Genomic DNA, 14,933 nt, shown 5'->3' on the forward strand with positions numbered 1-14,933 from the left:
AATTTCCCGTACAGCACACTAGTGCATCAGCTTTTCGACATCTGCCACCAGGCGCTCCAAGGCGCCGCTGTTCTGTTCCGCGACCCGGCGGCCACTCTCGCCCGCAGCGCGGCGGGCGTCTGCATCGCGTAACCATACCGCCAGCTGTTCCGCCAACTGCGCGCCGTTTTCAGTCACCTGCAGGGCACCGGCCTCCTGCAGCAGTTGCGAAACCACGGCGAAGTTGTGCAGGTGCGGACCGCAGATCACCGGCACTCCCCAGGCCGCGGCCTCGATCATATTGTGCCCCCCCACGGATACCAGGCTGCCGCCGACAAAGGCAATATCACTGGCCCCGTAGAACCGCAGCAGCTCGCCCATGGTGTCCCCCAGCAACACCTGCTGGTGGGCGGCCGGGGCGCGGCCGTCGCTGCGCCGGCACACTTTCAGGTTGCGCTCCCGGCACAGGCGGGCGGCAGCGTCGAAGCGCTGCGGGTGGCGGGGCACCAGTACCAGCAGCAGGTCCGGGAAGTCCGGCAGCAGCGCTTCAAACGCGTCCAGGACAATCTCCTCCTCGCCGGCGTGGGTGCTGGCCGCCAGCCACACCGGCCGGCCGGACTCGCCCCGCCACTGGAAAGACAGCGCCTGTGCCTCGCTGAGCAGGCCGGTGTCGATCTGCAGGTCGAACTTGATATTGCCGGACACCGCAACCCGCTCGGCGGGCATACCGAGCGCTCTGAAGCGGTCCGCATCGGCGGAATACTGGGCCACCACCTGCGTCAGGTTATCGAGCATCGAGCGGCTGAAGGACGGAAAGCGGGCGTAGCCGCGCGCAGACTTCTCACTCAGGCGCGCGTTCGCCAGCATCGTCGGGATGCCCCGCTTTGCACAGCTGGACAACAGATTCGGCCACAGCTCCGTCTCCATGCACACGAGAATCGTCGGGCGCAGCGCGTCCAGGAACGGGGACAGGCACTCAGGCAGGTCGAACGGCAGGTAGTAGTGCAGCAGGCGCCCCTGCAGCAGAGGGTCCAGTGCCTCGTGCACCCGCTGGGAACCGGTGGGCGTGGTGGTGGTCACCAACCACTGCCAGTCGCTGTGTCGATCCACCAGCTGTTGAATCAGCGGTACGGCTGCCAGGGTTTCCCCCACCGAAACCGAGTGCACCCAGATCAGCGGCGCGCGGCTTTCCCGCTCCGGCACCAGGCCGAAGCGTTCGCGCCAGCGGCGGCGCAGGCCACGGGTGGGCACCCGGCCGAAACGCTCATTCCAGCGTTTGCGGTAAGCGGGATCCGCGCGGCCGCGCCACCACAGGTGGAAAAGAATCAGCGGCATGGTGAGCCGGCAGAGCCAGGTATAGAGGTGGAGCATCAATTCGAAAACACACTGATTGACTGTTCGATCGGGGACAAATTACATCACAATGCCCCGGCGGCATTTGGTAGCATTCTACCCCAAACTGGGGCGGCGCCCGGCCCAACCCGACCGCCCAACGGAAAACTCCGACCGGCGGTTCGCGCGCGATCGACATCCCACTGATAGTCGGGAGCACAGCACCACTTGCCGAAAGCGACCGGGCAGTTGTCGAACTGAGACGAGAAAAACAACCAATGAGTTCCAATCCCGAACCCCTTCACAGCGCAGACTCCACGGATCCGTCGACCACATCACTGTCTCTATCCCTCCGCCGCGGCCTGTTTCTGTGGCAACCCAACGCGCTGATGCAGCCGCGCCCCTGGCTGCAACTGTGCGCCGCCGCGGCGCTGCTGGTTTACGCTTTCTTCGGTATCAGCCTGGAAACGGTACCGGAAAAGGCGGCCATGCTGGCCAACCTGCTGGGCCTCGCGATACTGGCGATCTACGGCGGGCCGGTGCACGGTTTTTCCCTGCGCCGCTCGGCCATTGTCTGGCTGGCGGTAGCGGCCATCGCGATGGCTTTTATCTCCTGGTCGGCCTCCTGGCTGATGCTTCCCCAGTGGGCGGAATCCTCCTTCAAGGTGCACCGGGTCACCATCTGGTTCGCCATGATTCCGGTGGCCGCCATCCTCGGCGGCCGCCAGCGCAACGTCCACCTGCTCTGGGGCTGCGCACTGTTCGGCCTGCTGCTGAGCCCATGGATCTCCGGCGGTGGGCTGGCGGAGTGGCAGCGCGGTCTCGCCGGTGAACGCATCGACTTCGGCCTGCACAACGCCCAGCACGCGGCCATGCTGTTCGGTACCGCGGCACTGGGTATCGCCGCATTTTTCCCCCGCATCATTGCCAGCGGCCACCGGCTGTTAGCGCTCGCCTGGCTGGCGCTGCTCGCAATCTGCATTGCCGCCGTGGTCGCGAGCCAGACCCGCGGGGTCTGGGCCGGCTTTATTGCCGGTGCGCTGACTCTCGCCACAATCCGGGTGATGGAGCTGCGCAACCGCTACCGCCGCCGCACCATTTTTGCCGGCGCCGTCGCAACCGCCGCCTGCACGCTGGCCATCGGTTATATCGCGCTCGGGGATATCGTCAGCCAGCGGCTGGCGGCGGAGCGGGAAACCCTGCATCTGCTGCAACAGGGACAACTGGAAAAGGTACCGGATACCACCAGCGCCGGTGTACGCCTGCACACCTGGCGGGAGGCCCTCAACTGGATCGCCGAGCACCCGCTGGTGGGCTGGGGCGGCAACGGCCGCAGCCTGATCTTCGACCACTCCACCAACCTGCCGGAGAGCATCAAGCAGAACTTCGGCCACCTGCACAACAGCTACCTCGACCTGCTGGCCAACTACGGCCTGCTGGGTCTGGCGCTGCTGGTAGCGCTGGTGTACTGGCTGGTGAGCCGCTGCCTGCACGGTTACCGCTCGGGCCACCTGTGCGCCGGCGATTTCACGTTCTGCCTGTCTTTCACCGTGTTTTTCGCGGTGATCAACCTGTTTGAGTCCTACCTGTTCTACGACAGCGGCCACCTGGTGATGGCGCTGGTCGGCGGCGGTATCCTGACCCGGATCTGGAGGGCGAGGCGCTCGACAGCGCATGCGGAAAATGCCGGCTGACGCGCCGGATCATTGCCCTATAATGCGCGCACCCAGCCACCCGCAACCGGAATCGCAGCCGTGAAAGTCATGCAACTGTTACCCGCCCTCAATTCCGGCGGTGTCGAGCGCGGCACCCTGGATATGGCCGGCGCGCTGGTGCGCGCGGGTCACGAATCGGTGGTGGTTTCCAGCGGCGGGCGCATGGTGGAGCAGCTGGAGCGGGAGGGCAGCCGCCATATCGCCCTGCCAGTGCACAGGAAATCCCTGTCGAGCCTGCTGCAGGTGCGGCCGCTGCGCCGCCTGATCGAGGCCGAGCGGCCGGACATCCTCCACGTGCGCTCCCGCGTGCCCGCCTGGCTCACCTACCTGGCGTGGAAAAAACTCGATCCGGACGCGCGCCCGCGGCTGGTCAGCACTGCCCACGGTCTCTATTCGATCAACCGCTACAGCGCGATCATGGCCAGCGCCGAACGGGTGATCGCCATCTCCGGCTGTGTGCGCGACTACCTGACCGACAATTACGCACAGTACCTGAAAGAGCCGCCGCAGGTGATCTACCGCGGTGTGAATACCGCCGAGTTCCCGGCCGACCTGCAGCTGCCGGCGCAGTGGCAGGAAGAGATCGAAAGCGAATTTCCGCAGCTGCGCGGCAGGCGTCTGCTGCTGATGCCGGGGCGGCTGACGCGCTGGAAGGGCCACGCTGATTTTATCCACCTGGTAGCGCGGCTAGGGCGCGAGCGCCAGGACGTGCACGGCGTCATTGTCGGCGGTGCCGAGGCCAACAAGCAGCACTACGAAACCGAGCTGCGGCAACTGGCCGACGAACTCGATATCGGCGACCGGCTCACCTTTGCCGGTCGGCGCAGCGACATCCGCTACTGGTACAAGCGGGCGTCCATCGTCTACAACCTGTCGACGCGACCGGAGCCATTTGGCCGCACGGTCATCGAGGCCGCCGCCATCGGTACGCCGATTGTCGGCTACGATATCGGCGGCCCGGCCGAATCCCTGCGCGCCTGTTTTCCCCGCGGCCTGATCGACAACGGCGATCGCGAGGCGCTCTACCGCAAGACTCTCGAACTGCTGGACGGCGACGCGCACTCCGCGCTGGACCCGGCATTCACGCTCGACACCCAGGCGCGCCGCACCATCGAGCTGTACCAGTCACTGCTAACAGAACATTGAGGCCCGGATTTGATCGATCTCAGCCGGCAGAAGCCCTTCGCCAGCGGTGGCAACCGCCTCTGCTACCGACACCCCGAGCGGCCGGACCTGTGCGTCAAGGTGATGCGCAGCGGCCGCATCGATGAACTGCGCAACCGCGCCTCCTGGTACAAGCGCCTGGGGAGTGACCGCCAGTTCGACGACAACGAGCGCGAGGCCGAGGGCCACGCCCAGCGCGCGCTGCGCAACGCCGCCCCCGACAGCATCGCCTGGCAACACCTGCCGCGCTGGTACGGAATCCAGGCCACCTCCGAGGGCCCCGGCGCCGTATCCCAGTTGATTCTCGATGAAAGAGGCGAGCCGGTCGTCAACCTGGAGACCTACCTGCAACAGCACGGCCTGGACAAACCCATTGCCGCCGCGCTGGAGCGCTTCGCCGACTGGTTGCACCGGAGCCGGGTGCTGACCAAGAACCCGCTGCCCCACAACCTGGTGGTGCAGTGGCAACCGGTCGGTGACAACGCGGCCGAAAAGCGGCCCGAGTTGTACCTGGTGGACGGGCTCGGCTGCGCCTCCTTCCTGCCGCTGGCGGAATGGTTCGACGCCGCCGCGCAGCAGTATATCGAGCGCCGTATCCAGCGCATGTGGAAGCGTGTTCACTGGGAAGTATCCGGCCGGCAGATCCCCTGGAAGGAAGCCGAGCGCCGCTAAACACCGACACCGTCACAGTGGATGGGAAATCGTAGGGTGCGCCCGGGCATCGCCGCTATTCGAGCCGTTCCCGCTGCGCACGGCGCACCCTGCCCCTGAGCAGCTAACCCAGTGTTTGCAGGAAAGTCTCGATCGATTCGCGCCACTGCGCCGCGCCGCGGGCCACTTCCGCGGCCTTCCGGCCCATCTCGTGCCGCGCGGCCGGATCGTCGAGCAGGCGCAGTATCTGCGCGGTGACATCGCCCGGATCGGCGCCGTCGCACAACAGTCCCGTCTCGCCGTCGGCGACGGCATCCGCGGCGCCGCCCTCGCGCCCGGCCAGCGCCGGCACGCCGTACCAGTTGGCCTCCCGGTAGACGATGCCGAATCCCTCGACCGAGTCGCCCTCGCGGCGGGCCGGCATCGCGAACAGGTCCGCCTGCGAGTAGAGAGCCGCCTTTTCTGCGTCGTCGATGCCACCCACAAAGCGCACGCAGTCCGCGACCCCCTCCGCGGCGGCCAGCTGTTCCAGCCGCGCGCGGTCGTCGCCCGTGCCCGCCACCAGATACACCACCTGCGGGTATTTGTCACGGACGGCCGGCAGCGCGCGAATCACCATATCCACGCCCTTGCGGGGCTCCAGGCGCGCCAGGGTCAGCAGCACCGGCCCGCGATCGCCGAGCGTCGCCCGCAGTGCCGCGACTTTTTCCGGGTCCGGTTGCGGCTGGGGGCCGATCGGGGGGTGGATCACGGTAAGGCGACGCTCATCCGCCAGGTAGGGCTTCACCAGCGACGCCGTGTAGGCGGAGTTGGCGATAACGGTATCGGCTGCGGCCAGCGTGCGCCGGATGCGTTCGCGTTTGCGGGGCGAGGGATTCTCGGGAAATTCCATACCGTGGGCGAGCACAGCCAGGGGAACCCCGAGTTCGGGCAGCAGTTCGGCGCTCTTCCAGGAATCGGCAAAGACCCCCTGCACGTCGCCCGCACGCGCCGTCGCCGCCACCGCAGCCGCCTTGCGCCGGCGCCACCAGAAGCGCCAGCCACCGAAACGGCGAATACTGTAGCCGGTTGCCGCCAGCGGCCCGCCGCCGTCGCGGATGGGTCCGGTGAATACGGATACACGCTGCCCACATCCGGCCAGCGCCTCCGCCAGGCCTCCCATCAGGTTTTCCATACCGCCGCGGTCGGGGGGAAAACTCTGCGTGGTAATCAGGATCACGGGTACCTCCGGGGGCTACAACTCTCGGGCGGGGGAATATCAGACACGGGCATCAAAGGTGCCTCCATCCGGCCAGCCGCAACGGCGCAGCAGCGCCCGCGCACAGTGATAGTACTGGTTCAGCGGCTCCCGCCCCCGCTTCCACGGGCGCCGGGCGTCGGCGATACGATCGCTGACCAGTTCCTGGTCCACCAGGCGCTGCATGGCGCCGCGCACCTTGTTGACACGCCGGCGGCTCGGCAGCTGCAACACGCCCACCCGGGCCTCGCTCTGCAGTGCCTCGAACACCATGGAAATGCTGTCGCCGGTCACCCACACCTGCTCCACCCGCGCCAACTGCTGCGGCAGCCAGTCCGGCGGGCAGTCGCGCCAGCTCTGCACGCGGGCGCCACTCGCGGCAACCGGGTCGAGCGCACCGGCGGGCGTGCGGCGGCTGTCGGAAACCAGCCAGTCGACCGGGGCCGACAACAGCTCTGCGAGCTGCCGCTGCACCAGCCCGGCATCCCAGCGGAAATGCTTGCTGGGCCCGCCGAGCAGCAGCAGGCCGGTGCCCGGCTGCATCTGGCCCCGGGGCAGCGGCTCGGTCAGCGCACCCTGGCTCAGGATCACATTCTCCAGTGCCGCCGGGCGGTCGTGTTCGGGGGCGATGGCGTAATCGAAGCAGCGGATCGGCAGCGTCGGCCGGTTGATGGCCACACTGGTGCCCCCGAACCAGCGCTTGGCCAGCAGCACCGGCCAGTGGCTGCGGCGCCCGGCGCCGAACAGCAGGTCGGGTGCGGGCAGGTCGCGCAGCGATTCGGCGAAGGCCGGGCGCAGCGCGGCCAGCGATCCGGGCGCGGGGATCTCGCAACAGGTGACCTCGCCGACACACTCGCGCAGGCCGGCGAGCAGCGCCGCGCTCTGCTTTTCGTGCGCCCGATTACCATCGAGAAAACGCCAGACCGTCAGCTGCAATTGGGGACCCCGGAACGGTAAATTGGACAGCGCCCGGGCCCGGGCGCGAAGGGAGGCCATGCTACCCCAAGGCCAGACGCGGTTGAAGCCCCACGGCCTCTCCCGGGGCCTGTCCAGGCCCCGGGGCCAATAGTCACCGGAACTTGCGTTATAATCCCCGCCCGTATTCGGCCCCTGCCCGCGCCGACACTGCAGCCTCTGTTTACTGCCAGCGATCCCAGCCCCTATGCGAATCATCCACGTCGACAATCACCAGCAGCGAAAATACGGCCGCACCAGTGTCAGCTGGGCGCTGAAGCTCTACACCGGCCTGGTGCGCGCCGGCCACAATGTGCTGGCCTTCAGTGATCGCGACGTGGCCGCCTTCGAGGCGCCGCTGCGCATCCGCGAGCTGGCCAGCCGCAAAAAGATCAACCGCCGCCTGCTGCAGGCGGTCGAGGCCTTCGAGCCGGACCTGGTGCTCTTCGGCCACTGCGACCTGATCGACAACGACACCTTCGCCGAGATCCGCCGCCTGCGCCCCGGAACCGTCATCGCCGGCTGCAACAACGACCCGCTGTTCGTGCCGCGCAACTCCGACAGTATTGCCCACCGCTGCGAAATTGCCGATGCGATGTTCGTCTCCACCGGCACAGGGGAACTGCAGCACTACGCCGGCAGGCGGGCGACACTCCACCATATGCCCAACCCGGTGGACCCGTCGGTGGAGACGGCGGACTGCAGCGCGCGCCCCGAGCTGCCGGTGGACCTGCTGTTCTGCAGCAAGTCGCAGGCCCACACCGAGCGCGGCCGGCTGGTGCAAAGCCTCAAAGAGCAACTGCCGGCGGACTTCGAATTCCGCACCCCGGGCATGTTCGGGCAACCGGCGCTGTGGGGCCGCGACTACGACCATATCCTCGCCGGCAGCAAGATGGGCCTGAACCTGAACCGGCAGGAGGGCTACCGCTGGTACTCCTCCGCGCGCATCGCGCAGATGGCCGGCAACGGCCTGCTGGTATTCACCCACGCGGCGGCGCGGTTCGAGGATTTCATGCCCGAAGAGACGCTGGTGTACTTCGACAACGAGACATCGCTGCTCCAGCAGCTTCTCGAGTTCCACCGCGACGACGACAAACGCCGCCACTGGGCGGGCCGTTGCCGGGAGTTCTTCCACCGCGAAATCAACAACACCCTCTACGCCCGCTACATCGTCGAGACCGCCGCGGGGCTACCGTACAGCCACGACTACGTCTGGGTCCGGTAGCCCACCCCTGTGGTTCCGGTACAATGGCGATACGCGGCCCCGCGCCCGAGGCAACTGAACACCTCAAGTTTCGGGGTTCAGTTCAGGGAGCCGGGACGGGGTACGCCCTTCTGTGACACGCCGTGAATACATCCCTGTAGGCTTGTCCGCGAGATCCCTCTCGCAGACAGTCCCAGAAGGGCGTACCCCGTCCCGGCTTGTGCCGTCTCCAACTCCGATACTTAAGTGAACACAACCGGTCGGACGCGGTCCGACTGACAACCCATCGACAACCAGAGTCATTTGGATGAACGTAACTGTTTTTGGCACAGGCTATGTCGGCCTGGTACAGGCGGCGGTGCTGGCGGAGGCCGGCAACAAGGTGGTCTGCATCGATATCGACGAGGACAAGGTCGCGCGCCTGACCCAGGGCCATATCCCCATCTACGAGCCGGGCCTGGAGCCGCTGGTGGAAAACAGCATCGCGGCGGGCAATCTCAGCTTCTCCACCGATGCCGCCCACGGCGTCGCGCACGGCGAACTGGTCTTCATTGCCGTGGGCACACCGCCGGACGAGGACGGCTCGGCGGACCTGAGCCACGTACTGGCGGTGGCGACCACCATCGCCAGCCATATGGAGAACAAGAAATACATCATCACCAAATCCACGGTGCCGGTGGGCACCGCGGACAAGGTCCGCGCCGCGGTGGAGGCCAGGCTGGCCGAACGCGGGCTGCCGGAACTGGCGTTCGATGTGATTTCCAACCCGGAATTCCTCAAGGAGGGCTCCGCCGTCTCCGACTGCATGCGCCCGGACCGCATCATCATCGGCACCTCGCAGCAGGACTCCGAACAGAAGTTGCGCCAGCTGTACGCGCCCTTCAACCGCAATCACGACAAGATCCTTGTCATGGATGTGCGCAGTGCGGAGCTGACCAAATACGCGGCCAACTGCATGCTGGCCACCAAGATCAGCTTTATGAACGAGATGGCCAATATCGCCGACCGCATGGGTGCGGATATCGAGGCGGTGCGCCAGGGCATCGGCTCCGATCCGCGGGTCGGCTACCACTTCATCTACCCGGGCATCGGCTACGGCGGCTCCTGTTTTCCCAAGGACGTCAAGGCCCTGATTTCCTCCGCCCGCCAGATGGACCTGCCGGCGGAAATCCTGACCTCGGTGGAATCCTGCAACGAGCGGCAGAAGCACTACCTGCTGGACAAGATCGAGGCCCACTTCGGCGGCGAGCTGGCCGGTCGCACCTTCGCCCTCTGGGGCCTGTCGTTCAAACCCAATACCGACGATATGCGCGAGGCACCGGCGCGGGTATTGATGGAGCGGCTGTGGGAAAATGGCGCGCGGGTGCAGGCGTTCGATCCGGAGGCCATGGATGAGTGCCGCCGCATCTATGGCGCGCGCGACGAACTGCAGTTGTGCGGCAGCAAGGAAGAGGCCCTGCACGGCGCCGATGCACTGATCGTCGCCACCGAGTGGCAGCAGTTCAAGGCAATCGACACCGCCGGGGTGAGCGCGGCGCTGAAACAGCCGGTGGTCTTCGACGGCCGCAACCTCTACGACCCGCAGCAACTGGCGGAAGCCGGTTTCGACTACTACTGTGTGGGCCGCCCGCAGGTGGCGGCAAAGGGATAGCGGCGTCCCGGGAGCCCGCGGCGCGGGCTCCCGAACGCCTCACTTCGTCAGCAAGCCGTAGAGATCGTACTCCGTGAACACGTCGCGGATCTTGCAGTCATTGCCGCCCCGGCGCCTCCAGTTCTCCTTTTTCAGTGCCGCTTTCTGCGAGCCGCCGACGGTCACGAAACGTTCTTTCCAGCCGCGCACATCCGGCAACCTGGCGCAGGGGGTCCCCTGCAGCAGGCTCATCGCCTTCAGCCAGACATCGTCCGCCTTGGGGCACAGCGCCAGGAATTTCTCCTTGTTGAAGGCGTCCGGGTGCAGCGAGCCGGGGAAATAGAGCACGCCGCCCACACCGGTGGGGAACACCAGCGGCGAGGGCTCGCCGTCCGCATCGCCCCAGCTCCAGTCCGACTGCCAGTCGTCATAGGGCAGCAGCTTGCCCTTGCCGTCCAGCACCATCTTGTGGGCCCGGTGGCAGTGGATGTACCCGGGGTTGCGCCGATAGGCCCGGTAGAGCTGGTCGATCATATCCGGCGGGTAGAGCGTGTCGTCATCCACGGTGATGACCAGGCTGTCGGGGAACTGGTCAAACGCGTAGAAGTACTTGGTATAGGGCCCCAGGTCCTCGACAAAGAATACCTGCAGGCCGCGCTGCTGCTGGCGGACCAGGCTCTCCGGCAGCACCCGGCCGGGGAACTGCTCGGCAGAAAGCCACAGCGCGATCGCATCCGCCCTGACCCACTGCTGGAACAGGCTCTCGATGGTCAGGTAGACATTGTCGATGCGCTTGTCGAAGGAGGTCAGGGAGACGACGATATTGTGCTCTTTGTCGTTGCCGACCCCGGGCTCGCTGCCGGCCAGCGCCTGCTGCTGCAGCAACTGCGCGCGCAGCATCGACTCGATCTTCACATTGTTGTTGGCGTCGTGCTTCTGCAGGCGCTTTTTCAGGAAGTAGTGAAACATACAGCAAATACCCGTCCTTCAGAGAACGGGCATTCTAAGGGAAGACCACTGGCCACCGCCAGCGACTAGACCGCCGCCAGCCGGCTGTCCTCTCCGGAACCGGACACATCCGTCAGCCAGCCCAGGTGCGCCTGGCTCCCGCCCTGCACGGCGTCGAAATAGAGCTGCTGCAGGCGCCGGGTGATGGGGCCGCGGCGACCCGCACCTATAGCGCGGCCATCCAGCATACGAATCGGCAACACCTCGGCGGCGGTGCCGGTGAAGAAGGCCTCGTCGGCGATATAGACCTCGTCGCGGGTGATACGCTTCTCCACCACTTTGTAACCGCATTCCTCCGCCAACTGGATCACCGATTTGCGGGTGATGCCGTCCAGGCAGGAAGTGAGCTCGGGGGTGTAGAGGACGCCGTCGCTGACGATAAAGATATTCTCGCCGCTGCCCTCGGCCACATAGCCCTCCGGATCCAGCAGCAGCGCTTCCTCACAACCATTGCGCACCGCCTCCTGCAGGGCCAGCATCGAGTTGATGTAGTTGCCATTGGCCTTGGCCTTGCACATGCTGATATTCACGTGGTGGCGGGTGTACGAGGAGGTATTGACCTTGATACCCAGCTCGCGCGCCTCCGGCGACATATAGCTGGGCCACTCCCAGGCGGCCACGATCACATGGGTCTGCAGGCTGTCGGCGCGCAGGCCCATCCCCTCGGAACCGTAGAAGGCCATCGGCCGCAGGTAGGCCTCGCTGAGACCGTTCTCGCGCACCACCTGGCACTGGGCCTCGTTGAGCTGCTCTTCACTGAACGGCATGGCCATATTCATGATCTTGGCGGAGCGGAACAGCCGCCGGGTGTGATCCTGCAGACGGAAGATACTGGTGCCGCCTGTGGCCTGGGCGCCCGCGGCTCCCGTTTGAGCGCCCGCGGGCCCCGTCTGGTAAGCGCGCACGCCCTCGAACACGCCCATTCCGTAGTGCAGGGTGTGGGTCAGTACATGGACGCGGGCATCGCGCCAGGGAATCAACTCGCCGTCAAACCAGATAACGCCGTCGCGATCGGCAAAAGACATGGGGAAACTCCTACAGATCCGTAACCGGATTCCTGAAAAACAGTTTATGCACAAAGCGCAGTGCGCGGCGGAGCGGTAAGCTTCTCAGCCGAGTAACTGCTGCCAGTTTGTAGAAACGGTCTTTCTTTCCGCTTTGAATTGGTCACCGTCAACCACTCCCGGCAGCTGTTGTAATGCCAGGCGATGACCTTCAGATCGGTAGGCTTTGTAGGCGTCGATCAGATGTCCGGCTGGATGGGCCGACATCAGGCCGGCCTCTATGAGGCTTTCGAGAATGCGGATATTGTCGGTAAAACGCACTATCGAAGGCGCTTTGTGCGCCCAGGCCAGTGCTGCATATTGAACCATAAATTCGATATCGACGATACCGCCGGCCCCCTGCTTGAGGTCGAAGTTTTTATCCTTGCTCTTATCCAGGTGGGTGCGCATTTTATCGCGCATGGCGACCACTTCCTCGCGCAATTTCTGCTCGTCGCGCGGCTCGCAGAGCAATTCCAGGCGCAGCCGTTCGAAGTCCGCACTCAGTCTGTCGCTGCCGGCTACCGGCCGCGCCCGCACCAGCGCCTGGTGTTCCCAGGTCCAGGCGCTCTCGCGCTGGTATTTCTCGAACGCCGCCAGCGAGGTCACCAGCAAGCCGGAGTTGCCGGACGGGCGCAGCCGCGTGTCCACTTCGTACAGCGGGCCGCTCAGGGTACGTGTCTGCAGGATATGGATCAGGCGCTGGGCCAGGCGGGTATAGAAACTGAGGTTGTCGATACTGCGTTCGCCGTCGGTGCTTTTCTGTGGATCGGCGTCGTGCACGAAGACGATATCCAGGTCCGAACCATGCCCCAATTCCAGGCCGCCGAGCTTGCCATAGGCGATGATCGCAAAACGCATATCCCCATCACTGACCCCCTCCGGCCGACCGTACTTTTCCACCACCTGGGTCCAGGCCAGGGCAAGCGACTGCTGCAGTATCGCCTCCGCCAGCCAGGTCAGCGAGTCGCTGACTTTCATCAGCGGCAGCGCACCGGTGACCTCCTGGGCGGCGATACGCAGGCTCTGGCTCTGCTTGTAGTGGCGCAGCGCCTCCATCTGTGCCTCGAGATCCTCGGGATCGACGCGCAGCAGTTCCCGGCGCAGTTCGTCGGCGATATCCGCCGCCGACGACGGCGCCAGCAGGCGGCGCGAGTCGAGGAACTCGTCCAGCAGGATCGGGTGGCGCGCCAGCTGATCCGCAATCCAGGGGGAGGCACTGCACAGTCTCACCAGTTGCTGCAGCACCGGCGGGTTCTCGTTGATCAGCACCAGGTAGGCGCTGCGGCGCAACACCGCGCGCACCAGCGGCAGCACCCGCGCCAGCACCAGCAGCGGCTCCCGCTCCTGCGCCGCGGCCGCCAGCAGCAGCGGCATAAACTGGTCCAGGCGCGCGCGCGCAGTGTTCGGCAGCGCGGCGACGATGGGCGAGCCGTGCAGATCCGCCAGCAGGCTGAGGGCATCTTCCGGGGTGTCGAAACCGCCGTCTCCCAGGGTCCGCAGGTTGATATCGCGGGCGGAATCGCTGTCGCAAGCGCCCCAGAGCCCCTCCCACTCCTCGGCGGCGCTGGGTTCGGCGATCTCTTCCGGCGGTGCTATGACACTATCGAACTCGCGCTCTATTTCGCCCCGCCGGGCGACCAACTCCTCCGACAGCAGCTGCCAGTTGTCGCGGCCCAGGGCAAAAGCCAGTTTCTCGCGGCGCTCGCTCTCGCCCGGCAGCGTCTGTGTCTGCTGGTCCCGCTCCGCCTGCAGGGCGTGCTCCACCCGGCGCAACAGCAGGTAGGCCCGCGCCAGCCTGTCCGCGATCCCCGCCTCCAGGTGGCCATCCGCCTCCAGCAGCGGCAGCAGTTTGAGCAGGTTGCGTTCGCGCAGTGCCGGCTCGCGACCGCCGCGGATCAACTGGAAAGCCTGCACGATAAATTCCACCTCGCGGATACCGCCGCGACCCAGCTTGATATTGTCGCTGAGCCCGCGGGCGCGCACCTGGCGCTGGATCAGCGTTTTCATTTCGCGCAGCGCATCGATGGCACTGAAGTCGATATAGCGTCGATAGGTGAAAGGGCGCAGCATTTCCATCAGTTCGTCGGCAAAGGTCTCGTCGCCGGCCACCGGCCGCGCCTTGACCATCGCGTAGCGCTCCCACTCCCTCCCCTGGGTCTGGTAATAGTCCTCCAGCGCGGCAAAGTGGCTGACCAGCGGGCCGCTGTCACCGTAGGGGCGCAGGCGCATATCGACGCGGAAGACGAATCCGTCGGCGGTCATCGCATCCAGCGACTTGATCAGCCGCTGGCCCAGGCGCTGGAAGAATTTCTGGTTTTCCTGGCTGTTGTCGCCGTCGGTATGGCCGGGTTCGGGATAGGCGAAGATCAGGTCGATATCCGACGACAGGTTCAGCTCGCCAGCGCCTAATTTTCCCATCCCCAGAACCACCAGCGACTGCGCATTGCCGTCACCATCCCGCGGCTCGCCGTAACGATCGGCCAGTTGCCGGTGATGGTGGGCGAGCGCGGCCTGGATGCAATTCTCCGCCAATCCGGTCAGGCGCGCGCAGACGCGGGGGATATCCCAGTCGCCGGCGAAGTCGCGGTAGATGGCTTCGGCGGTAATACGGTTGCGCAGTTGGCGCAGCCGGCGATCCAGATCCTCGTCGCTGTCGATTCGATCGACATCAATCGCGTCGAGGCCCAGGTCTTCGCTTTGCAAAAGCCCGGAAAGCAGATCGGGGTTGCGGCAGCACTGCTGGTAGAAAAAGTCCGAGCCGATAAAGCTGCGGGCGACGGCTCCCTGTCGATTCTCGTCAGCCAGCAACGACTCCACCTGCGCGATCTGCTCAGCATCAGCGTTTTCACACCACTGGTTCCATTGCTCTTCTACCTGCGGAAAGAATTCCGCCGGGCAAGTTTTAAATAGAGACACGTTCGACTTCCTATCCCGGAAAAGAATACCGGAGCTCGATGCGAAGGCCCCGCTGCCGGGGCCGTTTGTGAAACGATTGCCGATGAGGCTGTTGAAC

Annotated in this window: 11 protein-coding genes; 5 read left to right on the forward strand and 6 right to left on the reverse strand. The window is 65.6% G+C overall.

The annotated features are described in order from the left end of the window. Window positions 1-18 precede the first annotated feature (18 nt). Window positions 19-1,350 (reverse strand): lipid IV(A) 3-deoxy-D-manno-octulosonic acid transferase, encoded by a 1,332-nt coding sequence (gene waaA / locus MWN76_RS09140; protein WP_250461101.1) that lies wholly within the window; start codon window positions 1,348-1,350, stop codon window positions 19-21. 239 nt (window positions 1,351-1,589) lie between these two features. Here waaA and MWN76_RS09145 point away from each other — a divergent pair, with 239 nt between their 5' ends. From MWN76_RS09145 to MWN76_RS09155, 3 genes are all read left to right on the forward strand, one after another. Further along, the gene (locus tag MWN76_RS09145) at window positions 1,590-3,005 is read left to right on the forward strand and encodes an O-antigen ligase family protein (RefSeq protein WP_250461102.1); all 1,416 of its coding nucleotides are present in this window, start codon (window positions 1,590-1,592) and stop codon (window positions 3,003-3,005) included. Window positions 3,006-3,074: 69 nt separating this feature from the next. After that, on the forward strand, window positions 3,075-4,172 hold the full coding sequence (locus MWN76_RS09150) for a glycosyltransferase family 4 protein (protein ID WP_250461397.1): 1,098 nt from the start codon (window positions 3,075-3,077) through the stop codon (window positions 4,170-4,172). A gap of 9 nt (window positions 4,173-4,181) precedes the next feature. Then, window positions 4,182-4,862, forward strand: coding sequence for a YrbL family protein (locus tag MWN76_RS09155; protein WP_250461103.1), 681 nt, complete (start codon window positions 4,182-4,184; stop codon window positions 4,860-4,862). 103 nt (window positions 4,863-4,965) lie between these two features. Here the strand turns inward: MWN76_RS09155 and MWN76_RS09160 are convergent, their stop codons facing one another. Further along, window positions 4,966-6,060 carry a glycosyltransferase family 4 protein gene (locus MWN76_RS09160; RefSeq protein ID WP_250461104.1) on the reverse strand — a complete coding sequence of 365 codons (1,095 nt, stop codon included), beginning with the start codon at window positions 6,058-6,060 and terminating at the stop codon, window positions 4,966-4,968. Between the two features lie 39 nt (window positions 6,061-6,099). Continuing rightward, on the reverse strand, window positions 6,100-7,014 hold the full coding sequence (locus MWN76_RS09165; RefSeq protein WP_250461105.1) for an ELM1/GtrOC1 family putative glycosyltransferase: 915 nt from the start codon (window positions 7,012-7,014) through the stop codon (window positions 6,100-6,102). 226 nt (window positions 7,015-7,240) lie between these two features. On the opposite strand from MWN76_RS09165, the gene MWN76_RS09170 reads away from it, so the two are divergent. Further along, window positions 7,241-8,257: a glycosyltransferase family protein gene (locus tag MWN76_RS09170; protein ID WP_250461106.1), complete on the forward strand. Its 1,017-nt coding sequence runs from the start codon at window positions 7,241-7,243 to the stop codon at window positions 8,255-8,257. Window positions 8,258-8,543: 286 nt separating this feature from the next. Further along, window positions 8,544-9,887 carry a UDP-glucose dehydrogenase family protein gene (locus tag MWN76_RS09175; RefSeq protein WP_250461107.1) on the forward strand — a complete coding sequence of 448 codons (1,344 nt, stop codon included), beginning with the start codon at window positions 8,544-8,546 and terminating at the stop codon, window positions 9,885-9,887. A 39-nt stretch (window positions 9,888-9,926) separates the two neighbouring features. Here MWN76_RS09175 and MWN76_RS09180 read toward each other — a convergent pair whose 3' ends face one another. The 3 genes from MWN76_RS09180 to glnE form a co-directional block, all read right to left on the reverse strand. Further along, window positions 9,927-10,835 carry a glycosyltransferase family 2 protein gene (locus MWN76_RS09180; RefSeq protein ID WP_250461108.1) on the reverse strand — a complete coding sequence of 303 codons (909 nt, stop codon included), beginning with the start codon at window positions 10,833-10,835 and terminating at the stop codon, window positions 9,927-9,929. 65 nt (window positions 10,836-10,900) lie between these two features. Beyond that, the gene (locus tag MWN76_RS09185) at window positions 10,901-11,899 is read right to left on the reverse strand and encodes a branched-chain amino acid transaminase (protein WP_250461109.1); all 999 of its coding nucleotides are present in this window, start codon (window positions 11,897-11,899) and stop codon (window positions 10,901-10,903) included. A gap of 84 nt (window positions 11,900-11,983) precedes the next feature. Next, window positions 11,984-14,836, reverse strand: a complete 2,853-nt coding sequence (gene glnE, locus MWN76_RS09190; RefSeq protein WP_250461110.1) for a bifunctional [glutamate--ammonia ligase]-adenylyl-L-tyrosine phosphorylase/[glutamate--ammonia-ligase] adenylyltransferase — start codon at window positions 14,834-14,836, stop codon at window positions 11,984-11,986. Between the last annotated feature and the right edge of the window lie 97 nt (window positions 14,837-14,933).

The organism is Microbulbifer litoralis (assembly GCF_023634065.1).
GTDB lineage: Bacteria > Pseudomonadota > Gammaproteobacteria > Pseudomonadales > Cellvibrionaceae > Microbulbifer > Microbulbifer litoralis.